Annotated in this window: 20 protein-coding genes and 1 tRNA gene; 9 read left to right on the forward strand and 12 right to left on the reverse strand. The window is 72.7% G+C overall.

Annotated elements, in window-relative coordinates; genetic code table 11:
* Nucleotides 1-23 precede the first annotated feature (23 nt).
* The 4 genes from O3T09_RS10600 to O3T09_RS10615 are packed head-to-tail and all read left to right on the forward strand — an operon-like array spanning nucleotide 24 to nucleotide 2,489.
* A complete protein-coding gene (locus tag O3T09_RS10600) occupies nucleotides 24-479 on the forward strand; it encodes a single-stranded DNA-binding protein (RefSeq protein ID WP_020624341.1) in 456 nt (151 codons plus the stop codon).
* A 15-nt stretch (nucleotides 480-494) separates the two neighbouring features.
* On the forward strand, nucleotides 495-1,067 hold the full coding sequence (locus O3T09_RS10605) for a hypothetical protein (protein WP_070708793.1): 573 nt from the start codon (nucleotides 495-497) through the stop codon (nucleotides 1,065-1,067).
* On the forward strand, nucleotides 1,064-1,279 hold the full coding sequence (locus tag O3T09_RS10610; protein ID WP_020628096.1) for a helix-turn-helix transcriptional regulator: 216 nt from the start codon (nucleotides 1,064-1,066) through the stop codon (nucleotides 1,277-1,279). Before O3T09_RS10605 ends, O3T09_RS10610 begins: the two co-directional genes overlap by 4 nt.
* A 43-nt stretch (nucleotides 1,280-1,322) precedes the next feature.
* Entirely contained in the window at nucleotides 1,323-2,489 is a 1,167-nt protein-coding gene (locus O3T09_RS10615) for a tyrosine-type recombinase/integrase (RefSeq protein ID WP_308302086.1), read from the forward strand.
* Nucleotides 2,490-2,698: 209 nt separating this feature from the next.
* On the opposite strand, the gene O3T09_RS10620 is transcribed toward O3T09_RS10615, so the two are convergent.
* The 8 genes from O3T09_RS10620 to O3T09_RS10655 all read right to left on the reverse strand — a co-directional run bounded on the left by O3T09_RS10620 (nucleotide 2,699) and on the right by O3T09_RS10655 (nucleotide 10,863).
* Nucleotides 2,699-2,772: transfer RNA gene (locus tag O3T09_RS10620), tRNA-Pro, on the reverse strand.
* Between the two features lie 469 nt (nucleotides 2,773-3,241).
* Complete coding sequence (locus tag O3T09_RS10625) at nucleotides 3,242-3,721, reverse strand: hypothetical protein (protein ID WP_020628098.1); 480 nt, start codon at nucleotides 3,719-3,721, stop codon at nucleotides 3,242-3,244.
* A gap of 104 nt (nucleotides 3,722-3,825) precedes the next feature.
* Nucleotides 3,826-5,364 (reverse strand): ribosome biogenesis GTPase Der, encoded by a 1,539-nt coding sequence (der, locus tag O3T09_RS10630; protein ID WP_095347576.1) that lies wholly within the window; start codon nucleotides 5,362-5,364, stop codon nucleotides 3,826-3,828.
* Nucleotides 5,361-6,092, reverse strand: coding sequence for a (d)CMP kinase (gene cmk, locus O3T09_RS10635; protein ID WP_101966163.1), 732 nt, complete (start codon nucleotides 6,090-6,092; stop codon nucleotides 5,361-5,363). Before cmk ends, der begins: the two co-directional genes overlap by 4 nt.
* 1 nt (nucleotide 6,093) lies before the next feature.
* The gene (locus O3T09_RS10640; protein WP_101966164.1) at nucleotides 6,094-7,254 is read right to left on the reverse strand and encodes a prephenate dehydrogenase; all 1,161 of its coding nucleotides are present in this window, start codon (nucleotides 7,252-7,254) and stop codon (nucleotides 6,094-6,096) included.
* Nucleotides 7,251-8,207: a pseudouridine synthase gene (locus O3T09_RS10645; RefSeq protein ID WP_002857422.1), complete on the reverse strand. Its 957-nt coding sequence runs from the start codon at nucleotides 8,205-8,207 to the stop codon at nucleotides 7,251-7,253. Before O3T09_RS10645 ends, O3T09_RS10640 begins: the two co-directional genes overlap by 4 nt.
* Nucleotides 8,208-8,429: 222 nt before the next feature.
* Nucleotides 8,430-9,290: a ParA family protein gene (locus tag O3T09_RS10650; protein WP_036315755.1), complete on the reverse strand. Its 861-nt coding sequence runs from the start codon at nucleotides 9,288-9,290 to the stop codon at nucleotides 8,430-8,432.
* Nucleotides 9,291-9,531: 241 nt separating this feature from the next.
* On the reverse strand, nucleotides 9,532-10,863 hold the full coding sequence (locus O3T09_RS10655) for a cation:dicarboxylate symporter family transporter (RefSeq protein ID WP_251393491.1): 1,332 nt from the start codon (nucleotides 10,861-10,863) through the stop codon (nucleotides 9,532-9,534).
* A 270-nt stretch (nucleotides 10,864-11,133) separates the two neighbouring features.
* Here O3T09_RS10655 and O3T09_RS11855 point away from each other — a divergent pair, with 270 nt between their 5' ends.
* Complete coding sequence (locus tag O3T09_RS11855; RefSeq protein ID WP_434543502.1) at nucleotides 11,134-13,374, forward strand: response regulator; 2,241 nt, start codon at nucleotides 11,134-11,136, stop codon at nucleotides 13,372-13,374.
* A 7-nt stretch (nucleotides 13,375-13,381) separates the two neighbouring features.
* On the opposite strand, the gene O3T09_RS10675 is transcribed toward O3T09_RS11855, so the two are convergent.
* Entirely contained in the window at nucleotides 13,382-15,337 is a 1,956-nt protein-coding gene (locus O3T09_RS10675) for an AMP-binding protein (protein WP_036338137.1), read from the reverse strand.
* A gap of 216 nt (nucleotides 15,338-15,553) precedes the next feature.
* On the opposite strand from O3T09_RS10675, the gene O3T09_RS10680 reads away from it, so the two are divergent.
* From O3T09_RS10680 to O3T09_RS10695, 4 genes are read left to right on the forward strand one after another with little or no spacing between them, the layout of a single operon-like run.
* Nucleotides 15,554-16,243, forward strand: a complete 690-nt coding sequence (locus O3T09_RS10680; protein WP_020628108.1) for a GntR family transcriptional regulator — start codon at nucleotides 15,554-15,556, stop codon at nucleotides 16,241-16,243.
* Nucleotides 16,240-17,766, forward strand: coding sequence for an MmgE/PrpD family protein (locus O3T09_RS10685; RefSeq protein WP_036315722.1), 1,527 nt, complete (start codon nucleotides 16,240-16,242; stop codon nucleotides 17,764-17,766). Before O3T09_RS10680 ends, O3T09_RS10685 begins: the two co-directional genes overlap by 4 nt.
* Complete coding sequence (gene prpB / locus O3T09_RS10690) at nucleotides 17,766-18,704, forward strand: methylisocitrate lyase (protein WP_101966167.1); 939 nt, start codon at nucleotides 17,766-17,768, stop codon at nucleotides 18,702-18,704. The genes O3T09_RS10685 and prpB overlap by 1 nt, the downstream gene beginning before the upstream one ends.
* A gap of 56 nt (nucleotides 18,705-18,760) precedes the next feature.
* Nucleotides 18,761-19,906: a bifunctional 2-methylcitrate synthase/citrate synthase gene (locus tag O3T09_RS10695; RefSeq protein ID WP_078025593.1), complete on the forward strand. Its 1,146-nt coding sequence runs from the start codon at nucleotides 18,761-18,763 to the stop codon at nucleotides 19,904-19,906.
* A 245-nt stretch (nucleotides 19,907-20,151) separates the two neighbouring features.
* On the opposite strand, the gene O3T09_RS10700 is transcribed toward O3T09_RS10695, so the two are convergent.
* Genes O3T09_RS10700 through O3T09_RS10710 form a run of 3 tightly spaced genes read right to left on the reverse strand, consistent with a single transcriptional unit; the run spans nucleotide 20,152 to nucleotide 23,591 of the window.
* Nucleotides 20,152-21,861, reverse strand: a complete 1,710-nt coding sequence (locus O3T09_RS10700; RefSeq protein WP_078025592.1) for a CTP synthase — start codon at nucleotides 21,859-21,861, stop codon at nucleotides 20,152-20,154.
* A gap of 9 nt (nucleotides 21,862-21,870) precedes the next feature.
* Nucleotides 21,871-22,887 carry a site-specific tyrosine recombinase XerD gene (xerD, locus tag O3T09_RS10705; RefSeq protein WP_269295540.1) on the reverse strand — a complete coding sequence of 339 codons (1,017 nt, stop codon included), beginning with the start codon at nucleotides 22,885-22,887 and terminating at the stop codon, nucleotides 21,871-21,873.
* Entirely contained in the window at nucleotides 22,884-23,591 is a 708-nt protein-coding gene (locus O3T09_RS10710; RefSeq protein ID WP_101966169.1) for an NUDIX domain-containing protein, read from the reverse strand. Before O3T09_RS10710 ends, xerD begins: the two co-directional genes overlap by 4 nt.
* Nucleotides 23,592-23,595: the final 4 nt, after the last annotated feature.

Genomic DNA, 23,595 nt, shown 5'->3' on the forward strand with positions numbered 1-23,595 from the left:
ATGTCAGAAAGAGGGGCAGTCCAATGGCTCTCCACACGCAGGAATCCGTCTCGGGGTTCATCGCCTCCGACCCGCAGCTCACCTACACGGAGCGGGGCGATGCCCGGTTCTACGCCAAGATCGGGCAGGAGCACTATCGCAAGGAGCCGGACGGGTCGTTCACGCAGACCGAGACGACCTTCCACGACCTCGTGGCGTTCAAGAAGACCGCCGAGCGCGCCCACGACCGGCTCGCCAAGGGAGACAAGTTCGTCGCCGAGGGCTACACCCGCGAGTACGACCGCGCCACGCCGGAAGGCGAGGTGGTCAAGTCCGAGGAGTTCGTCGCGAAGAAGCTCGGCCACGACCTCGCCCGCACGAGCTACGAGGTCGACCGCACCCGCCGCCAGCCCGCCGTCACGCAGGAGACCGCGGGGCAGACCGTCGATGTCGGCGCCCGCCGCGAATCACGCGGCGCCGCACCGGCGCTCGGGCTCTGAACGGCGGTGACCGTGATGAACCAGAACGACACCGCCCCCGAGACCGACGAACCGGACCTGGACGGGGAGGCCGCGGAGTTCGACGGGCCGCTGATCCCGGAGCCTCCGCACCCGATCAACTGGAACCTCCTGACCAGCGAGGAAGCGGAGGCCGAGTGGCTGGAGCTGAACCGCTGGGTCGACTGGCTCCGCCGCACCTACGGGCTGCCTGCTTCGGTAGTTCCGCCGTTCTGGCACCGCCACCCGGAGCTGTTGTGGGAGCTGAGCGCTCTGCACCTGCATTGGCTGTCCGCCTACGACCCGGAGCAGAACGGCTCCGCGCCGCTGGGCTGGCATCGCGACTTCGCCGACGCCCGCCAGCGGCTCCGCGACTGGGTCGCCGCTTCCGGAACCCGTCTCGACCGAGACCGCCCGACCCGGCAGACCACCTGGCCCGGCGAGGACCCGGCAGGCCCGGTCGAGGACACGATCATCGCTCACCGGGATCAGGACTTCGTGCAGTTCGTCCTCGACGATGTCGCCGCGCGCCGCCAGGCCGAGGACGACTTCTATGCCGGACTCGACCCGAACACCGGAGAAGTCGCATGAGCGATACCGGCGGCACGATCGTGGTCTCGCCTCTAATGGACAGTCGGGAGATCGCCGCCTATCTCAAGGTGTCCGAGTCGACTTTGTCGAGGTGGCGTTCGGCTGGTCAGGGGCCGCCGTTCCTGCGGCTGGGCGGGATCGCCCGGTACCGCATCGACGCGGTCGACGCCTGGCTGGCTGGGCTGGAGGACAGCCATGCCCCGGAAGGGTGAGCCGCTCCCGCACGCGCAGCCAAAGCCGGTGCCTCCGGTCGGCGTGAAGATCTCCACCGACCTGGAACGTCGCTCCTACGGCATCCGCGCCCGTGCCCGCTGGACGGACCCGATCAGCAAACGCCGCATCATCCGCTCCGAGATCGTCGATGACGAGGCTGCGGCGCACGAGTTCTTCGACTCGCTGCGGCAGTCATCGGCCAAGGGCATGGACGTGTCCATGACGCTCACCGAGTTCGTCACCACGATCGGCGACCGATGGGCGCGCGGCCTCGACCCCACCTCCACCGGGGAGACCTACGGGTACGGTCTCAAGCTCCGGGTGCTACCTGCCCTCGGGCACCTGCCGGTCGCGCAGATCACCGCCGGGATCATCGACCGCACCATCGATGCCTGGGAGAAACGGCACGGGGCGTCAACGATCAAGAACTCCATCGCCCCGCTCGTGCGGGTCCTCGATGAAGCGGTGCGCGACGGGCTCATCCCGATCAACCCCGCGAAGAACCGTGCCAAGCGCAGCCTGAACCGCAATGCCTTCCGTCTCCAGCCTGCGGAGGATGCTTCCCCGCGCGCGCATGCGATCCCCGACATGGCAACGCTGACGACGCTCGCTGAAGCCTGCGGGAACATTCACCAGTCCTACTCCGACTTCGTCATGCTCGCCGCCCTCCTCGCAGCGCGCTCATCCGAGGTCTCGGGCCTTCAGGCCGGTGACGTCCGGTTCGACAAGAACATCGTGATGATCGCACGGCAGACCTACCCCGGCAAAGGCGGGCTCATCACGAAACAGACGAAAGGCCGGAGAGAACGCCGCGTCCCGATCCTCGACCCGCTCCGCCCGATCCTCGAGCGGCTCGCGGAAGGCAAGGAGCCCGAGGACCGGCTGCTGATCGGCCCGAAGGGCGGCGCTCTCACGACCGCGACCGTGCGGGACGCCACGAACTGGGACCAGATCGTCAGCGATCTCGGCCTGCCCGACCTCACCCGGCACGGCCTCCGGCACACCGGAGCCACCTGGATGGCAGACGCAGGCATCCCGCTGCACGTCCTCCAGGACATCCTCGGCCACGCCTCCGTCGAGACCACACGCGGATACCTGCACCCCGACGACCGCCACCTCGCATCCGCCGCAGAGCAGGCCAACGCCTTCCTCGCCCGATCCGCCAAGGCCAGCAGACCGAGCCGGCGTGAGGCCTCGAGGCCACTGTGACGGGGAGCCGGAAGCCACGACCGGGGGCTCTGGTCCCCTTTTGGTCCCCTTATCCACAGGCGGCGTTTTCCAGAGAGCCAGATATGCCCTCCGACGTCTGTGATGCGGCATCGATGCCTTGGCGAGGGGACCAGAGGGGGACCAACAAAAACCCGTCGTCAGACATGACGAAGCCCCGATGAAAATGGCTTCTCATCGGGGCTTTTCTGTCGGGATGACAGGATTTGAACCTGCGACCCCCTGACCCCCAGTCAGGTGCGCTACCAAGCTGCGCCACATCCCGTGGCATCGATTTTCAGTTGTTCGGGCCGATCAGAGCGGGGTAAACCCCTTGACCCCCAGTCAAGCGCGCTACCAAGCTGCGCCATAGCCCGTGGCGAATCGCGGTCATCCGCGCTTCGGCACCCGATGAGCATACCCCACCGGCACCGCCGGGCGCGAATCGGAAGCGGGCCTGCCAGGTCGTCGTTGTCAGGGGCAAACCGCGCGACACCCCCGAAACGTGAACAAGGGGCCCACGTCCTCTTCACAGACGTGAACCCCTCATCCCTTGACCGAGGGCCACCCGACCGAGAGTCCCCCAGCGACCGCGGCCCCGGCGTACCGGTGGGCCTGGCGGTCTGCACGAACCCTCTCATGACTGAGGGTGCAGTCGCGCACGTGAGAAGTGTAACACGCTGAGCCGCTCCGATCCGCCGTTCCGGGCGCGTCGCAGGGGCGTGTCGGGGGCCTCACGGAGCCCCGTCGCAGGCTCAGAACGTGAAGGTTCGGTCCCCCACGCGGAATTCGACGTCCTCCAGGTCCGGGATGGCGTCGCGCGCCCGGTCCGCCGCCTCCCGCATCGTGTCCTCGAGAACCTGGGGATCGGCCTCGAGCAGGGACTGGCCGTACTCGATGACCACCTTCCCGTCCTCCCGAAGGGCCTCGACGTCGACGATGTCCGAACCGGAGGGCAGCGATCGCGTCAGGTCCTCGACGACCTCGGCGGCGCGCTGGTCCGCCTCCTCGAGGGCGCCCTCGGCCTCCTGGCGCAGCTGCCCCAGGTCCACGCGGTCCGAGGCGTCCGCCTCCAGCTCGCTGATCCGGTCCTCGGCCTGGGCGAGCCGGTCCTCCGCGCTTTGCAGCGCGGCCCGGGTCGCGCCGTCGTCGACCGCGCAGCCGGATGCGGCCAGCGCGAGCGCGGCCAGGGTGGCCAGGGACAGGGCGGCGGGGCGACGTCGGATGAGGCTCATGCCCTCAGGCTACGAGGCGAAGGTGGACGAACGGTGGGAGCCGGCCGGGACGACGACGTCCCCCGACGCGGGTGGTCGAGGGACGTCGTCGGGGCGGGGCCGGATCAGCGGCGGCGACCGCGCTTCTCGCGCACGCGCATCCCGATCTCGAGGGGCGTGCCCTCGAACCCGAAGGTCTCGCGCAGGCGGCGCACGATGAACCGGCGGTACCCGGGGTCCAGGAACCCGGTGGTGAACAGCACGAACTTGGGCGGCCGGCTCGAGACCTGGGTCGCGAACAGGATGCGGGGCTGCTTGCCGCCGCGCAGCGGGTGCGGGTGGGCCGCCACGAGCTCGCCGAGGAACGCGTTGAGCTTGCCCGTGGGGATACGGGTGTCCCATGAGTCCAGGGCGAGGTCCAGCGCGGGGACGAGACGGTCCTTGTGCCAGCCGGTCTTCGCGGAGATGTTCACGCGCGGTGCCCACGCGACGTGCGCCAGGTCCCGCTCGATCTCCTTGGCCAGCTGGAGCCGCCGATCCTCATCCACCTGGTCCCACTTGTTGAACGCGATCACGAGGGCGCGACCGGAGTCCAGCACCATCTGGAGGATGCGCACGTCCTGCTCAGAGATCACCTGCGGCGCCTCGAGCAGCACCACGGCCACCTCGGCGCGGTCCAGGGCCGAGGCAGTGCGCAGCGACGCGTAGTAGTCGGCGCCGTGGGCCATGTGCTGCCGTCGACGGATGCCGGCGGTGTCCACGAAGCGCCACAGGCGTCCGCCGAGCTCCACGAGCTCGTCCACGGGGTCGCGCGTGGTGCCGGCCAGGTCGTCCACCACCACGCGGTCCGAGCCGGCCAGCTTGTTCAGCAGCGAGGACTTGCCCACGTTCGGCCGGCCCACGAGGGCGATCCGGCGCGGGCCGCCGCGCGGCACGAGACCGCCGTGGGCGGACTCCTCCGGCAGCGCCTCGAGCGCGGCGTCCAACAGGTCCGCGACGCCGCGGCCGTGCACCGCGGACACCGGGTACGGGTAGCCGAAGCCGAGCGACCACAGGGTGGCGGCGTCGGCCTCCTGGACCATGTCGTCCACCTTGTTGGCGGCCACGATCACCGGGCGGTCCTTGCGACGCAGCATCGAGACCACGGCCTCGTCCGTGGCCGTCATGCCGACGGTGGCGTCCACCACGAACACGACGGCGTCCGCCACGTCCACGGCCAGCTCTGCCTGCTCGGCCACGCGACGGTGGATGCCCTTGGCGTCGTGCTCCCAGCCGCCGGTGTCCACCACGGTGAACTCGCGGCCGTTCCACTCGGCGTCGTAGGAGACGCGGTCGCGCGTCACGCCGGGCACGTCCTCCACCACGGCCTCACGGCGGCCGATGATGCGGTTGACGAGCGTGGACTTGCCGACGTTCGGCCGGCCCACGATGGCCAGCACGGGCGGCACGGGCGCGTCGACGTCCTCGTCGGGCCCGAGCTGCCACGCGTCGAGGAGGGCGGCGTCGTCCTCCTCGAGCTCGTAGTCGGCCAGGCCTGCGCGCAGCGACGCGGCGCGCGCCTCGGCCTCCTCCTCGGTCATGGCGGCGAGCCGCTCGGCCACCTGATCGTCGCCGGCGGGGACGAACTCGTCCTCACCGGAGCGGTGCTGGGGGTTCTCGGTCATCGTCGGCCTCCCTTCACGGCCGGAATGCCGGCCTGGTCCTCGACGGCGGCCAGGACGGCCGCCACGGTCTGCTCGAAGTCGAGCTCGGTGGAGTCCACGAGCGCCACCCCGTCGGCGGGGCGGTCGAACGTGGACACGGTGGCGTCGCGGGCGTCGCGCCCGGCCACCTGACGGTGCAGCGTGCCGGCATCGACGCCGGTCTCCCCCGCCGCGGCCAGCTGGCCCGAGCGGCGGGCGGTGCGCACGGCCTCGGAGGCCGTGAGCAGCACGCGCGCGTGGGCGTCCGGGGCCACCACCGTGGTGATGTCACGGCCCTCGGCGACCATCCGGCCCGCGGCGGCGATCACCGCCCGCTGGCGACGATGCAGCTCCTCACGCACCGGGATGACCACGGCGACGGTGGAGACCGTGTCCGTGACCTCGGGGCCGCGGATCGCCTCGGTGACGTCCGTGCCGCCGACCCGCACGGCCTCGACGTCCGGGTCGGTGGACTGGTCCAGGTCCATGGCGACGGCGGCCGCCGCCACGGCCTCCGCATCGGCCAGGTCGACGCCCTCGTTCAGGCAGTGCCACGCCACGGCGCGGTACATGGCGCCGGTGTCCAGGTACGCGGCGCCGAGACGCCGCGCCACGGCCTTGGACACGGACGACTTGCCCGAGCCCGAGGGCCCGTCCACCGCCACCACGAGCGGCGCGGGTGCGACGTCGTCGCGGGTGTGCTCGGTCATCTCAGACCACCTTCCATCCGGCGGCGGTCAACGCCGCCACGAGTTCGTCCCTGCGGCCGGGCAGCACGGAGACCTCCACCATGCCGACCCGGTGGCCCGAGGCGTGCTCGAGCCGCAGGTCCTCCACGTTCACGTCCGTGCGGCCGACCTCGTCGAGGAGGGCCGCGATCTGCCCGGGGGCGTCGTCCACAATCACCGTGACCACCGCGAACGCCTGCGGCGGCGCCCCGTGCTTGCCGGGCACCCGGGCCCGACCGGCGTTGCCCTCGGCGATCAGCTGCGCCATGTCCAGCCGCGCCCCGGGGGCGGAGGGGTCCTCCAGGGTGCGGATCAACCGGTCCAGGTCCGCCCGCAGCCCGTGCAGCGCCGGCACGATCCGCCCGGCGTTGCCGGAGAGGATCTGCACCCACAGCTGCGGGTCCGACGCCGCGATCCGGGTGGTGTCCCGCAGCCCGTTGCCGGCCAGGGCGAGCGCCTGGTCCGGGGTGTCCTGCAGGCGGGAGGCCACGAGCGAGGCGGCGATCTGCGGCAGGTGCGAGATCAGCGCGACCGACTCGTCGTGGGCGCGGGCCGCCATCCGGTACGGGGTGGCCTGCAGCGTCAGCGCGAGCGCCCGACCGGCCGCGAGGGCGCCCGGGTGCGTCGTGTCCGTCGGGCACAGCACCCACGGCGCCTGCGTGAACAGGGTGCCGCGGGCCGCCACGGGACCGGACCGCTCGGAGCCGGCCATCGGGTGCGTCCCGAGGTACCGGTCGGCGTCCTGCGGGGCCAGGCGGCCGTCGTCGACGGCGGCGCGCACGCCCGCGGCGACCGCCTCCTTCACCGAGGCGATGTCCACCACCACGGCCGCGGGCCAGCGGCGCAGCGAGTCCACCACGACGTCGGCGGTCACGTCCGGCGGCGCGGCCACGACGACGAGGCCCGGGGCGGCGTCGAGGTCGTCGCCCGCGGCGTCCAGGCGGGCGGGGCGTCCGGCGCGGATGTCCGCGGCCACGGCCAGGGCGGCGGGCGAGGGGTCGTGCAGGCGCACGTCCACACCGGCCGCGCTCAGCCCGATGCCGATCGAGGTGCCCAGCAGACCGGTCCCCCGGACGAGGACGGGCTGCGGGATCCCGGCCGGGCCGTCACCGAGCGCGGCGGCGGACTCGGCGGGCGCGCTCACAGGCCGACCAGGGCCTTGAGGTGGCCCAGCTCCTGCGCGTTGAGCGCGCGGACGGTGCCCTGCTTCTGGTCGCCCAGCAGGATGGGGCCCACCTTGACGCGGACGAGCCGCTCGACCGGGTGGCCGATCTCCTGGAACATGCGGCGCACGATGCGGTTCTTGCCCGAGTGCAGCACGACCTCGACGAGCACGTGGCCCGGAGTCGAGTCGACGAGCTTGAACGAATCCACCTGCGCCACGCCGTCCTCCAGCTCCACGCCCTCACGCAGCCGGTTCGAGACGCCCTTGGCCAGCGGGCCGCGGGTCTGCACCACGTAGGTCTTGGGGACCTCGTAGCTGGGGTGGGTGAGGCGGTTGGCCAGCTCACCGTCGTTGGTGAGGATGAGCAGGCCCTCGGTCTCGTTGTCCAGACGGCCCACGTGGAACAGGTGCTCCTGCCCGGGCTTGAGGTAGGTGGCGATCGAGGGCCGGCCCTCCGGGTCCACCATCGTGGAGATCACGCCGCGGGGCTTGTTGAAGACGAAGTACTGCTTGGTCACGTCCGTCTGCACGGAGATGCCGTCCACCCGGATCACGGCCGTGGCCGGGTCCACGCGCACGCCGGGCTCGGTGACGACGACGCCGTCCACCTCCACGCGGCCCTCGGCGATGAGGTCCTCGCTCACGCGCCGGGACGCCACACCCGCCGCGGCCAGCACCTTCTGCAGGCGCTCGCCCGACTCGTCGTGGATGCGGTCGAGGTGGGCGGCCTTGGCCCGGGCGGCGCCGGCGCCGCGGCCGCGGCGACCGCGGGTGCGCGGCACGGCGTCCTCGTCGAAGGGGGCCTCCTCGCGGGGGCCGGCGGCGCCTCGGCGGGCACCGATCTGTCGCTGGTAGTCGCGCTCCTGGAACGGGCCGCCCCGTCGACCGACGGCGGGGGTGCGTCCGGAGCCTCGCGGCTTGCGGGAGTTCATGGGGAGGGCGTCCTTTCGGGTGCGCGTCAACGGCGCCGGTCGGGCCGGCGGCGGACGGGTCAGGGGGTGAGGGACGGCCCGGAGACGGACACGCCCGGCTCCATTCTCGCAGATCGGCGGCGTCGCGTCTCCCGGCCACCGCTCCCCCGGCCGCGAGCGCGCAGAGAACCGGCCCGGTCCCGCGACGGGACCGGGCCGGCGTCGTCGGCGCTCAGCCGACGGTCACGGCGCGCCGCCGCGGCAGATCAGCTCGCGGGCGAGCTGCCGGTAGGCCTTGGCGCCGTCGTGGTTCTCGGCGAACAGGGTGATGGGCGTGGCCGCCACCGTGGCGTCGGCGAACTTGATGGACCGCTTGATGACGGTCTCGAACACGCGGTCCCCGAAGCCGGCCACCAGCGAGCCCACGACCTCCTTGGAGTGCAGGGTTCGCTGGTCGAACATCGTGGCCAGCACGCCGTCGATCTCCAGGTCCGGGTTGAGCCGGTCCTGCACCTTCTCGATCGTCTCGACGAGCAGGGCGACCGCGCGCAGCGCGAAGAACTCGGCGGTCAGCGGGATGATCACGCCGTGCGAGGCGGTCAGCGCGTTGACGGTCAGCAGGCCCAGCGAGGGCTGGCAGTCGATGAGGACCACGTCGTAGTCGTCGCGGACCTGGCGCAGCGCGCGCTCGAGGACCTGCTCGCGGGCCACCTCGTTGACGAGCTGCACCTCGGCCGCGGACAGGTCGATGTTGGCCGGCAGCAGGTCCATGTTCTCGAAGTCCGTCGACAGGATCGCGTCCTTCGCGGTCACCGACCGCTCCATGAGCACGTTGTACACCGTGGTGTCGAGCTCGTGCGGGTTCGCGCCCAGGCCGGCCGAGAGGGCGCCCTGCGGGTCGAAGTCCACCATGAGCACCCTGCGGCCGTAGCCCGCGAGCGCGGCGCCCAGGTTGATGGTGGAGGTCGTCTTCCCGACGCCGCCCTTCTGGTTCACCATCGAGATGATCCGCGCCGGGCCGTGCGAGGTCAGGGGCGCGGGCTCGGGGAAGTCGTGCTTGGGCCGGCCGGTGGGCCCGAGCACGGGCTCGCCGTGGATGGTCATCACGGGGATCGGTTCTCTCGAGGTCACGGCGGCGCCGGCTCCTTCCACGGTGGTCTGCACGCCCGGCCGCGGGCCGCGGCGCGCCGCGGCCGCCGTCGTCGGCGTGTCCGGATCTTCCCCCACCCTAGTGCCTGGCGTTCCCGGGACGACGGCGACGCCGGGGACGGGCCGGTGTCCAGGCTCGTCCCCGGCGTCGCCGGTGGTCGACGGTGCGGCGTGCCGCGCGGGCCCGCCGCCTCCGTCAGCGGGCGGGGTTCCGGTCGCCGTCGGCGGCCATGGCGAAGTTCAGGCTGGAGTCGGGGTGACCCTCGTAGGCCTGCTCGGCGATCGTCGGGGACTGCTGCGGGTCGTGCGCGGCGCCGTCGTGGCCGGCCACGGTCGCCTCGTCGAACTGCAGCTCGCCGCTGAGGACGCGCCGGGCACGCTCGCCGTCGAGCTCGCCCACCCAGCGGCCGACGAGGAGCGTGGCCACGGCGTTGCCGGTGAAGTTGGTCAGGGCGCGGGCCTCGGACATGAACTTGTCGATGCCCACGATCACGCCCATGCCGCCGAGCAGCTCGGGTCGGTGCGCCTGCAGGCCGGCGGCGAGCGTGGCCATGCCCGCGCCGGTGACGCCGGCCGCGCCCTTCGAGGCGATGATCATGAAGACCAGCAGGCCGATCTGCTCGCCGAGGTTCATCTCCGCGCCCATCGCGTTGGAGACGAAGAGCGCGGCCATGGTCAGGTAGATGGCGGTGCCGTCCAGGTTGAAGGAGTAGCCGGTGGGCACGGTCACGCCCACGACGGACTTGTCCACGCCGGCGTGCTCCATCTTGGCGATCAGGCGGGGCAGGGCGGTCTCGGAGGAGCTGGTGGCGAAGATGAGCAGGTACTCCCGGCCCAGGTACTTCATGAGGGACAGGATGCTCAGGCCGGTCACGACCTTCAGGACGGTGCCGAGCACCACCACGATGAAGGCGATGCAGGTCAGGTAGAAGGCGCCCATGAGCAGCGCCATGGCGCCGATCGCGGACCAGCCCGTGGAGCCGACGACGGCGGCGATCGCACCGAAGGCGCCGATCGGGGCGACCCACATCACCATCATGAGGATGCGGAACACGACGCCCTGGATCAGCGTGAGACCACGCAGCAGCGGGGCGTCGGCCGGGCCCATCTGCTGCAGGGCGAAGCCCACGAGCAGGGCGATGAACAGGGTGGGCAGCATCGGCAGGGAGCCGGGGATGATGTCCAGCAGGAACTGGACGGTGCCGTCCACCGCGGCCGTGGGCTTGTTCGGGTCGTAGGGCGTCAGCTTGAGGCCCTCGCCGGGGTGGATGAGGTTGCCGACGACGAGGCCGACGGCCAGCGCGAACGTGGACATCGCCATGAAGTAGACCAGGGCGATGCCGCCCACGCGGCCGACGGTCGCGGCCTTGGCGATCGAGCCGACGCCGAGGACGATCGTGCAGAAGATGACCGGGCCGATCATCATCTTGATGAGGGAGACGAAGCCGTCGCCCAGCGGCTTGAGGGACTTGCCGAACTCGGGGAAGAGCAGGCCGACGGCGGCGCCCAGCACCACCGAGGCGATCACGGCGATGTACAGCCAGTGGGTGCGGTCCTTCTTCCCGCCGGGGCCGGCGGGGCCGAGGTCTCGGCCGGTGGGGTGTGCGCCATCGGGCGTTCCGTTCTCTGCGGTGGTGGGGCGCCGCCGAGCGGTCCGCAGCGGCGCGGGAGGGATGTGACCACTCTCGCGGCCCCGGGTGGTGTCGGTCACGATTGCGGTCATAGTGGTCACGGCGGCCGGCGGACTGCAGGATCGTGGGGGTGGACCGGCGCGTCGCCGGCCCGAGGGAGGAGAGGCATGCGCCACCCGTGGTCGATCGCCCGGCGGATCGCCGTGGTCCACGTGGCGCTCGTGGCGGCCATCGCCCTGTTCAGCGTGTGGAGCGCCTACCTCCAGGCCCGCGAGGTGGCCCAGCGCGTCGAGGAGCGCCACGTCCAGGGCGTCACCACCCTCGTGGCGCGCGACCCCGCGCTCGTCTCGGCCCTGCGGGCCGGCGACGCCCCCGCCTTGCAGGCCGGGATCGACGGCTGGATCGCCGAGGCACAGGTCTCGTGGCTGACCGTGATGGACCCGGACGGGATGCGGTTGGCGAGCTGGCGCCCCGAGCAGGTCGGTGTCCGCTACCCGAAGCCGGTGGACGCCGTCGTCGCCGGGGACACCGTCGTGGAGCTCTCGAGCACCGGTGCGGCGGGCCGTTCGGTGCGCGCGCTCGCACCGGTCGTGGACCCGGAGGACGGCACCGTCCTGGGCGTGGTCACGACGGGCGTGCAGATCTCCGATGTCGCCATCATGGCCCAGGCCCAGATCCCCGGCATCCTGCTCGGCTCGGCCGCCGTGGCCGCCGTCGGCCTGCTCGTCGCCTGGCTCGTGGGCCGGTATCTGAACCGGGTGACGCTCGGACGCGGCCCCGAGCAGATCGCCGAGCAGTTCCTGCTGGCGGAGACGGCCATGGACTCGCTCGAGGCCGGCGTCGTGGTCCTCGCCCCGGACGGGCGGGCCCGCCTGCACAACGACGCCGCCGCGCGCCTGCTCGGCTGGGAGAGCGCGGGCGAGCCTCGACTGCCCACCGAGCTCTCCGCGGCCCTGCCGGGCGCGGTCAGCGGCGAGGCGAGCCTCGCCGCCGGCGGGCGGGTCCTCGTGGTGCAGCAGCGTGTCGTGCGGTCGCCCGGCCGTTCCGACCCCGGCGGGTCGGTCCCGCCGACGGCCCTCGCCGCGGCCGCCCGCGAGGGCGTGACCACCGCCCCGGCGGGATCGCGCGTGCTCGTCCTGCACGACCGCACCGACCTGCAGCGGCTCGGCGACGAGCTCACCGTGGCCCACACCCTGACCACGGCGCTGCGCGCGCAGACGCATGAGCACGCCAACCAGCTGCACACCGCCCTCGCCCTCGTCGAGTCGGGCCGGTTGGAGGCGGCCCGCGCCGTGCTGTCCCGACGCGCCGCGGACGAGGAGGCCTCCGACGACGTCCTCGCCGCCCTGCTGACCGCGCTGGGCAACCTGGTGGACAACGCCCTCGACGCGGCCGCCGCACCCGACCTGTCCGCGGCAGACCGGTGGGTCGACGTCGAGGTGGTCTCGGACGCCGCGGGCCTGCTCGTGCAAGGTGGCCGACGGCGGCCCCGGACCCTCCGACGCGGACCGCGGCCGACTCTTCGACCGGGGCTGGTCGACGAAGCCCGTCGGCGCCGCCGGACGCGGCATGGGGCTGTGGCTGACGCGGCGGATCGCGGAGGAGGCCGGCGGGGTCGCGGACGTCGCGACCGACTCGGGCACCGTGTTCACCGTCGAGGTGCCCCGCACCCCCCGACCCCAGGAGGAGATATGACCGCCCGCCCGTACCGGGTGCTCGTCGTCGAGGACGAGCAGCTGACGGCCGAGACCTACGTGGCGCACCTGGACCGGCTGCCGGGCTTCGAGGTGGCCGCGGTGGCCGGCTCCCTGTTGGCCGCGCGGCAGGTCGCCGCGGCGGGCCTGCACGCGGACGGGCGCTTCCCGTTCGACGTCGTGCTGCTGGACATGAACCTGCCGGACGGGCACGGCCTGGACTTCCTGCACCAACTGCGCGCGGCGGGCTTCCACGGCGGGGTGCTGGCGCTCACCGCGGCCACCGACCTGCCGGTGGTGCGCCGGGCCGTCGCGTACGGCGTGACGCAGTACCTCGTGAAGCCGTTCGGGTTCGACGAGTTCGCGGATCGGCTGGGCGGGTTCCGCGCCGCCTCGGCGATGCTGGCCGGCGACGGCGCCCTCGACGGCCAGGAGCAGGTGGACGCCGTCTTCCGCGTCTCCCGCGAGCGGCGCGCCGAGGCCCTGCCCAAGGGGCTGACCGAGAGCACCCTGCGCGAGGTGGTGGAGCTGCTGGGGGCGGACCCGGAGACCGCCCTGAGCGCGGCCGAGGTGGGCGAGCGCCTGGGCATCTCCCGCGTGACGGCCCGGCGCTACCTCGAGCACCTCGAGCGGATCCGCCGGGTGCGGCGCTCGGCCCGGCACGGCGGCCGTGGCCGGCCCGAGCAGGAGTACCGCTGGGCCGGCCGCACGTGAGCGGGGCTCAGCGGGCCGGGCGCAGCACCCCGGCCAGGGCCTCGAGCACGGCGGGGTCCTCAATGGTCGAGGGCACCGCGTACTCCTCGCCGTCGGCCATCTGCCGCATGGTCTTGCGCAGGATCTTGCCCGAGCGGGTCTTGGGCAGCGCGTCCACCACGACGACGTCGCGGAAGTCCGCCACCGGGCCCACCTCGCGGCGCACCGCCTGACGCAGCTCGTCCAGGAGCGCGGCCTCGGCCTCGGAGCCGGCCTCGGGCGTCTCGACGCCGGACTTGAGGACCACGTAGCCCGAGGGCCGCTGGCCCTTGAGCGGGTCCGCGATGCCGATCACGGCACATTCGGCCACCGCCGGGTGGGCGGCCAGGGCGGCCTCGAGGACGCCCGTGGACAGCCGGTGCCCGGAGACGTTGATGACGTCGTCGGTGCGGCCGAGCACGAACACGTAGCCGTCCTCGTCCACGACGCCGGAGTCACCGGTCGCGTAATGGCCGGGGAACGCGCTGAGGTAGGAGTCGATGTAGCGCTGGTCGTCGCCCCACAGGGTGGGCAGGGTGCCCGGGGGCAGCGGCAGCCGCAGGGCGATGTTGCCCTCGGTCCCGGCGGGCACGGGCTCGCCCAGGCCGTCCAGGACCACGAGATCGACGCCCGGCGAGGGCACCGAGGACGAGCCGATCTTCACCGGCAGCTGCTCCAGGCCCACCGGGTTCGCCGCGATGGCCCACCCGGTCTCGGTCTGCCACCAGTGGTCGATCACCGGCATGCCCAGCAGGCCCTCGATCCACCGCTGCGTCTCCGGGTCCAGGCGCTCGCCCGCGGCGAAGAAGTGCCGCAGGGAGGACAGGTCGTGGGCCTGGAGCAGCTCGCCCTCGGGGTCGGCGCGGCGGATCGCGCGCAGCGCCGTGGGGGCCGTGAAGAAGGAGCGCACGCCATGGTCCTCGATGAGCCGCCAGAACGCGCCGGCGTCGGGCGTGCCCACGGGCTTGCCCTCGTACATGACCGTGGTGGCCCCGGCCAGCAGCGGGCCGTAGACGATGTAGGAGTGCCCCACGACCCAGCCCACGTCCGAGGCCGTGCACATCGCCTCCCCCGGGCCGACGTCGTAGATGTGCTCCATGGTCCAGCGCAGGGCGACGGCGTGGCCCCCGTTGTCCCGGACGACGCCCTTCGGCTTGCCCGTGGTGCCCGAGGTGTAGAGCACGTACAGCGGGTCGGTGGCCTGCACCGGGACGCAGTCGGCCGGCTCGGCGGCCGCGACGGCCTCGCCCCAGTCCTCCCAGCTCGCGCCACCGCGCCCGTCGGCGTCCGCGAGCGCGGTCTCGAAGCCCTCGCGGTGGTGGACCAGCACCGTGCGCACGGGGTGCGCGGCGGTCTCGAGCGCCTCGGCCACGGCGGGCAGGTATTCGACCCGGCGCTTGGGCTCGATGCCGCCGGAGCAGGTGAGCACGACGTCGGGGGCCGCGTCGTCGATGCGGGAGGCGAGCTCGCGCGGGGCGAAGCCGCCGAAGACCACGGAGTGCACCGCGCCGAGCCGCGCGCACGCCAGCATCGCGATGGGGGCCTGCGGGATCATCGGCAGGTACACGAGGACGCGGTCGCCCTTGCCGACGCCGCGCGCGGCCAGGGCGCCGGCCAGACGGGCCACCGCGTCCGTGAGCTCGGCGTACGTGTAGCGGGTGACCTCGCCGGTCATCGCGGAGTCGTGGATCAGCGCGACGGCGTCCCCGCGGCCCGCCTCGACGTGCCGGTCCAGGCAGTTGAAGGCGGTGTTCAGCTCGCCGTCCGGGAACCAGCGGTACAGGGGCGCGGCGGAGTCGTCGAGGGCGCGCGTGGGCGCGACGGTCCAGTCGATGGCGCGCGCCGCGTCGAGCCAGAACCCCTCGGGGTCGCGGAGGGAGCGGGCGTGGGCGTCGGCGTACGCGCCGGAGGGGCGGTCTTCGGTGGGGGCATCGTGGGTCGCCATGCGCCCAGGGTAGTGCCGTGGATCACAGGGGGCAAGGGATCTGTATACATTTCGTGCCCCGTCAGTGAGGCGTGGCGGCACGCGCGAGACCCGCGCCGGGGACGCACCACCCAGCCCCCGCACGCCGGACGACGCTCCCCGTGGACGGCGTCGCCCGGCACGCGCATCGGACACACCCCCTGCCCTCGGCGGGACTGTTGTGTATACACTGGCGGCATGCGAGCGAGTGAGCGGGCGTACCAGGCCCTGAGGGCGGAGATCCTCGACTGGTCCCTCCCTCCGGGCGCGGGCCTGGGCGAGGTGGAGCAGGCCGAGCGCCTGGGCATCTCGCGCACCCCTCTGCGCGAGGCGCTCTCCCGCCTGGTGGCCGACGGCCTGGCCGAGCAGGCCCCGGGCCGGGGCATCGTCGTCGCCGACCTGTCCCTCGAGCAGGCGGACCAGCTGTTCGACCTGCGCATCGCCCTCGAGTCCCTCCTGGCGCGCCGGGCCGCGCAGCGGGCCACCCCGGAGGCGGCCGAGCGGTTCACGGTCCTCGCGGGCCGTTTCCAGGAGGCCGAGGCGGCCCTGCGCGGCGGGACCGACCCGGCGGACTACTACGCGATGACGGCCGAGCTGGACAGCCGGCTGGACGAGGCCGCCGCGAACCCCTACCTCGTCTCCACCCTGCGCACCCTGCGCCTGCACCTGGCGCGCCTGCGCCGACTGGCCGCGGACGACCCGGCCCGCCTCGCGGCCTCCGCCGCGGAGCACGCGGACATCGCCGACGCCGTCGGCTCGGGCGCCGCAGACCTCGCGGAGGCGACCACGCGGGTCCACCTGCACCACGCCTTCCACCATCTGACCCGGCGCGGCCGCGCCGAGGAGACCCCGACCCTGCTGACCCCCACCGAAGGAGACCGACCATGAAGAACCATCACGTGCGCGTGCACCGCTCCGAGGAGAACCTCGAGCGCAAGGACCAGCTGGCCTGGAAGCTGGCCGAGGTGGCCGTCGACGACGTCGAGGTGCTGCCCGAGGTCGAGGAGATGATCATCAACCGGATCATCGACAACGCCTCCGTCGCGGTCGCCTCGCTGAAGCGCGGCCCGATCGTCGCCGCCCGCGCCCAGGCCCTGTCCCACCCGGTCTCCACCGGCGGTGCGGGCGCCTCCGTGTTCGGTGTGGAGCAGAAGGTCTCCCCCGAGTGGGCCGCATGGGCCAACGGCGTGGCCGTCCGCGAGCTGGACTACCACGACACGTTCCTGGCCGCCGAGTACTCCCACCCGGGCGACAACATCCCGCCGATCCTCGCCGTCGCCCAGCACACCGGCCGCTCCGGCAAGGACCTGATCCGCGGCATCGCCACCGGCTACGAGATCCAGGTGGACCTCGTGAAGTCCATCAACCTGTACGGCCACAAGATCGACCACGTGGCCCACATCGGCCCCTCCGCCTCCGCCGGCATCGGCACCCTGCTCGGCCTGGACACCGAGACCATCTTCCAGGCCATCGGCCAGGGCTTGCACACCACCACCGCCACCCGCCAGTCCCGCAAGGGCGAGATCTCCACGTGGAAGGCCCACGCCCCGGCGTTCGCCGGCAAGATGGCCGTCGAGGCCGTGGACCGCGCCATGCGCGGCCAGACCTCCCCCGTCCCGATCTACGAGGGCGAGGACGGCGTGATCGCCTGGCTGCTGGACGGCCCGGACGCCTCCTACGAGGTGCCGCTGCCCGAGCAGGGCGAGCCCAAGCGCGGCATCCTGGACACCTACACCAAGGAGCACTCGGCCGAGTACCAGGCCCAGGCCTGGATCGACCTGGCCCGCAAGCTCCACAGGGAGCACCCGGAGGCCACCGACCCGGCGAACGTCGAGTCGGTGCTGATCAAGACCTCGCACCACACCCACTACGTGATCGGCTCGGGCGCCAACGACCCGCAGAAGTACGATCCGACGGCCTCGCGCGAGACCCTCGACCACTCGATCCCCTACATCTTCACCGTGGCCCTGCAGGACGGCTCCTGGCACCACGTGGACTCCTACGCCCCCGAGCGCGCCCAGCGCGAGGACACCGTGGCCCTGTGGCACCGGGTGACCACCGTGGAGGACCCGGAGTGGACCCGCCGCTACCACTCGCTGGACCTCGCGGAGAAGGCGTTCGGCGGAGCGGTGGAGATCACCCTCAAGGACGGCACCGTCATCACCGACGAGATCGCCGTGGCCGACGCCCACCCGCTCGGCGCCCGGCCGTTCGCCCGCGAGCAGTACATCCAGAAGTTCCGCACCCTGGCCGAGGGCATCGTCTCGAAGGAGGAGCAGGACCGCTTCCTGGCCGCCGCCGAGCGCGTGGCCGAGCTGCAGCCCGGCGAGCTGGACCAGCTGAACATCCTGGCGGACCCGGCGTTCCTGTCCGAGGCCGACCTCGCCGCCGCCCCGAAGGGCCTGTTCTGATGCTGTACTCGACGAAGACGGCCGAACAGAAGCGGATCGACCTGCGGCAGACCCTGAAGCAGGGCGGCGCCCAGCAGTTCCCGGGCGCGTTCACCCCGCTGACCGCCAAGCTGATCCAGGAGAAGGGCTTCCCCGGTGTCTACATCTCCGGCGGCGTGCTCGCGAACGAGCTGGGCCTGCCCGACGTCGGGCTGACCACGCTCACCGAGGTGGCCGTGCGCGGCGGGCAGATCGCCCGCCTCACGGACCTGCCGTGCCTCATCGACGCGGACACCGGCTTCGGCGAGCCGATGAACGTGGCCCGCACGGTGCAGGAGTTCGAGAACGCCGGCCTGGCCGGCTGCCACATCGAGGACCAGTTCAACCCCAAGCGGTGCGGCCACCTCGACGGCAAGAACATGGTGGAGCTCGACACCGCGGTCAAGCGCATCGCCGCCGCCGTCCACGCCCGCCGGGACCCGAACTTCCTCATCATGGCGCGCACCGACCTGCGTGCCGTGGAGGGCCTGGACGCCGCGATCGCCCGCATGAAGGCGCTCGTGGAGGCCGGTGCGGACGCGATCTTCCCGGAGGCCCTGAAGGACATCGGCGAGTTCGAGACCGTGTGTCGCGAGCTGGAGCCCCTCGGGGTCCCGGTCCTGGCGAACATGACCGAGTTCGGCAAGTCCGAGCTGTTCACCCGCCGGCAGCTGGCCGACGCCGGCGTCGCGATGGTGATCTACCCGGTCACCCTGCTGCGCTCCGCGATGGGCGCCGCCGAGCGCGTGCTCAACGCCATCAAGGAGGAGGGCACCCAGCAGTCGCAGGTGGAGCAGATGCTCACCCGCGCCCGCCTCTACGAGCTGGTGGACTACGAGGGCTACAACGCCTTCGACACGGGCATCTTCAACTTCGACGTGCCCACGCTCGACATCGGCGCCAACCACGCCGACCTCTGACCCGTCACCGGGCCCGCCCGTGCGCGGGCGGGCCCCACTCCCCGAGGAGGGACACCATGACCGAGACCGAGATCAAGAAGGGCCTGGCCGGCGTCGTCGTGGACACCACGGCGATCTCCAAGGTCAACCCGGAGACGAACTCCCTGCTGTATCGCGGCTATCCCGTGCAGGACCTGGCCGCGCAGCTTTCGTTCGAGGCCGTCGCGCTGCTGCTCTGGACGGGCGAGCTGCCCACGGACGAGGAGCTGGCCGCGTTCGAGCACTTCGAGCGCGCGCACCGTGCCCTCGACCCGAAGGTGAAGCAGGCCATCGACCTGCTGCCCACCGACTGCCACCCCATGGACGTCGGACGCACCGCCGTGTCCGTGCTCGGCGCGAACCACCCGAAGGCGGAGGACTCCTCCCCCGAGGCCGAGCTGGAGAAGGCCCAGGCCCTGTTCGCGGCGTTCCCGGCCGTCGTCGCCTACGACCAGCGCCGCCGGCGCGGCCAGGACGTGGTGGAGCCGCGCGAGGACCTGGACTACTCGCAGAACTTCCTCTGGATGACGTTCGGCGAGGAGGCCGCCCCGGAGGTCGTGGACGCGTTCCGCGTCTCGATGGTGCTGTACGCAGAGCACTCGTTCAACGCCTCGACTTTCACCGCGCGCGTGATCACCTCGACGCTCTCCGACCTGCACTCGGCCGTGACCGGTGCGATCGGCGCGCTCAAGGGCCCCCTGCACGGCGGCGCCAACGAGGCCGTGATGCACACCTTCGACGAGATCGGCATCCGGAAGGAGGAGTCCCGCCAGGACGCCGCCGCCCGAGCGAAGGCGTGGATGGAGGACGCCCTGGCCCAGAAGAAGAAGGTCATGGGCTTCGGCCACCGCGTCTACAAGAACGGCGACTCCCGCGTGCCCACCATGAAGGCCGCGCTGGACCGGATGATCGAGCACTACGGCCGCGAGGAGATGCTCGGGCTGTACGACGGCCTGCAGTCCGCGATGGACGAGGCCAAGCAGATCAAGCCGAACCTCGACTACCCGGCCGGCCCGACCTACCACCTGATGGGCTTCGACACGGAGATGTTCACCCCGCTGTTCATCGCCTCGCGCATCACGGGCTGGACCGCCCACATCATGGAGCAGCGCGCCGCGAACGCGCTGATCCGCCCGCTCTCGGCCTACGACGGCCCCGAGCAGCGGGAGCTGCCGGCGGGCTGAGCCTCGTGAGGGGCGGTCGGGGCGACTTGTCGGAGGTGTAGACGCAGATCACCTCCGACACATCGCCCCATTCGCTCGCGGCGCGGTGCCGCGTGCACGACGACGGCGGGTCGCCCCGGGTGGGGCGGCCCGCCGTCGTCGTGTCGTCATCGGTGCGACGCCCTCGCAGAGTGGTCACGACACGCCGCGTGCCGGGCGCGGCGACGGCGTGTCGTGACCACTGTGTCGGGCCGGTCGTCGGCCCCTCAGCGCCGGGCCGCCGCGTCGGCGCGGCGGGCCAGGCCGGCGGCGACGAGGCCGGCGAACAGCGGGTGCGGGCGGGTCGGCCGGGAGGAGAACTCCGGGTGGGCCTGCGTGGACACGTAGTACGGGTGCACGTCCCGGGGCAGCTCCACGAACTCCACGAGGGCGCCGTCCGGGGAGGTGCCGCAGATCGCGAGACCGGCCTCCTCGAGGCGGTCGCGGTAGGCGTTGTTCACCTCGTAGCGGTGGCGGTGGCGCTCGGTCACCTCGGTGGTGCCGTAGGCCTCGGCCACCACGGAGCCCGGGCGCAGGGTCGCGGGGAAGGCGCCCAGGCGCATGGTGCCGCCGAGGTCCCCCTCGCCGGCCACGATCTGCTCCTGCTCGGCCATGGTGGCGATCACGGGCGAGGCGGTCTCCGGGTCGAACTCGGTGGAGTCCGCGTCCTCCAGGCCGAGGACGTTGCGGGCGTACTCGATGACCATGGACTGCAGGCCCAGGCACAGACCCAGCGTCGGGATCCGCTGCTCGCGGGCGTGCCGCAGCGCGCCGAGCTTGCCCTCGAGCCCGCGCACGCCGAAGCCGCCGGGCACACACACGGCGTCGACGTCCGCGAGCGCCACCGCCGCGCCCTCGGGGGTGGCGCACTCGTCCGCGGCCACCCAGCGGATGCCCACCTTGGCCCGGTGGGCGAAGCCACCGGCGCGCAGCGCCTCGGTGACGGACAGGTAGGCGTCCGGCAGGTCCACGTACTTGCCCACGAGCGCCACGGTGAGCTCATGCTCCGGGTGGTGCACGGCGTCCATGAGCGCGTCCCAGGCGGTCCAGTCCACGTCCTTGAACTTCAGGTCCAGGGACTGCACCACGTGGGCGTCGAGGCCCTGGTCGTGGATGACGCGGGGGATGTCGTAGATGGAGGGGGCGTCGGCGCAGTTGACGACGGCGTCCTGCGGGACGTCGCACATGCGGGCAATCTTGCCGCGGACGTCGTCGGGGACGGCCCGGTCCGAGCGCAGCACGATCGCGTCCGGCTGGATGCCGATCGAGCGCAGGGCGGCCACGGAGTGCTGGGTGGGCTTGGTCTTGAGCTCCTGCGAGGGGCCGATGTACGGCACGAGGGAGACGTGCAGGAAGAAGACGTCGTCGCGGCCGACGTCCTGGCGGACCTGGCGGGCGGCCTCGAGGAAGGGCTGCGACTCGATGTCGCCGACGGTGCCGCCGATCTCCGTGATGATCACGTCCGGGGCGGGGCGGTCGCCGCGGGGCTCCGCGGGCAGGCGCATCCGGCGGCAGATCTCGTCGGTGATGTGCGGGATGACCTGGACGGTGTCCCCGAGGTACTCGCCGCGGCGCTCGCGGGCGATCACGGTGGAGTACACCTGGCCGGTGGTCACGTTGTCCAGGCCGTCGAGGTCCTCGTCGAGGAAGCGCTCGTAGTGGCCGATGTCCAGGTCCGTCTCGGCGCCGTCCTCGGTGACGAACACCTCGCCGTGCTGGAACGGGTTCATGGTGCCCGGGTCCACGTTGAGGTAGGGGTCGAGCTTCTGCATCACCACCCTGAGCCCGCGCGCCTTGAGCAGGTGGCCGAGCGAGGAGGCCGTGAGCCCCTTGCCGAGGGAGGAGGCGACACCGCCGGTCACGAACACGTGACGGGTGACGCGCGTGGACGTCTGAGTACGAGAAGTTCGTTTCACCACGGATCTTGAGCGTATCAGGTGCGGGGCTCAGCGCGCGCGCGGATGCGCGGCGGAGTAGACCTCGCGCAGGGAGTCCACGGTGACGAGGGTGTACACCTGCGTGGTGGTCACGGACGCGTGCCCGAGCAGCTCCTGGACCACGCGGACGTCCGCGCCGCCGGCCAGCAGGTGCGTGGCGAAGCAGTGGCGCAGGGTGTGGGGCGAGACGTCCGCCTCGAGGCCGGCGCGCTCGGCCGCCCGCTTCAGCACGGCCCACGCGGACTGCCGGGAGAGCCGGCCGCCGCAGGCGTTGACGAACAGGGCGGGCGTGGAGCGTGCGGCTCCCGCCATGATCGTGGGCCGTCCCCGCACCAGCCACGCGTCGAGCGCGGCGGCCGCGTAGGAGCCGATCGGCACCACGCGCTCCTTGGACCCCTTGCCGAACAGGCGGACCACAGGCTGGCCGCCGTCGTCCCCGGTCTGCGCGAGCCCCACCACGTCGTCGACGTCGAGGCCGACCACCTCGGAGATGCGGGCGCCGGTGCCGTAGAGGAACTCGAGCAGCGCGCGGTCCCGCAGGCCGGCCGGGGTGTCGACGGGCACGGCCTCCAGCAGCGCCGTCACCTGCTCCACGGGGAGCGCCTTCGGCAGGCGGGCGCCCGGCTTCGGCGGGTGGACGTCGAGGGCGGGGTCGGCGGGCGTGAGGCCCTCGAGGGCCCAGAACCGGTGCAGGCCGCGCACGGCCGCGAGCACGCGGGCCGCCGAGCGGACCGCGAGGGGCCGCCCGCCGTCCTCGCCGGTGCCCAGCGCCCGCAGGAAGCCGGAGACGTGGCCGGGGTCGACGTCGGCGGGGGCGCGCACCCCGTGGGCTTCGAGCCAGCGGCGGTAGCGCTCGAGGTCGCGGCGGTAGGCGGCCAGCGTGTTCGCGGCGAGGCCCCGCTCGACGGCCAGGTGCTCCAGGTGGCGGCGGAACGGGGCCGCGAGCGCGGACTCCGCGCCCCGGCCCCCACGGCTCCCACGGGCCTCGGCCTCGCCGCTCCCCCGGGCGGCCGGGTCGGTGCTCACGCGGGCCAGTCCGCCCCGGGGCCGTGGCGGTCCGGGACGAAGGGGGCGTCCACGGGGCGCAGGCGCCGCCACCCCTGGGCGCGGTGGGCGCACAGGGCGAGGATCGCCACGACCGTGGAGGGGTTGTGCACGCGCCCATCCAGGACGGCGTCGGTCACCTCGTCGACGCCGACCCACACGAGCGGCATGGCGGCCTCCTCGTCCTGCCGGGTGTGCCGCTCGCCGTCGGGGATCTCTTCGATCTGACGGGCCAGGAACACGCGGATCGCCTCGCTGGAGCCGCCCGGGGTCGTGTAGTAGTCGACGAGGGTGTGCCACTCGAGGGCGCGCAGGTCGGCCTCCTCGGCCAGCTCACGGACGGCGACCTGGTGGAGGTCCTCCCCGTCCACGTCCCGCAGGCCCGCCGGGATCTCCCACAGCTCCATGCCCACGGGGTGGCGGTACTGGCGGACGAGGGCCACCTGCTCGCGGGGGCCGGTGGTGGTGAGCTTGGTGCGGACCGCGAGGATCGCCACGGCGCCCGGGTGCACCATCAGCTCCCGGGTCAGGGGATCCTGGGACTTGTCCGCCGGGTCCAGGCGGAACGACTCCCGGGCGATGTCCCACACTCGGCCTTCGTAGACGGTCTTCGACTTCTTCACCGGGCGGGGGACGTGCAGGTCGCGCAGGGGCGAGCGTCCCGCGGACGCGGGGATCTCAGGCATGGGG

It is taken from the genome of Micrococcus sp. H39-S4, assembly GCF_027158145.1.
GTDB lineage: Bacteria > Actinomycetota > Actinomycetes > Actinomycetales > Micrococcaceae > Micrococcus > Micrococcus luteus.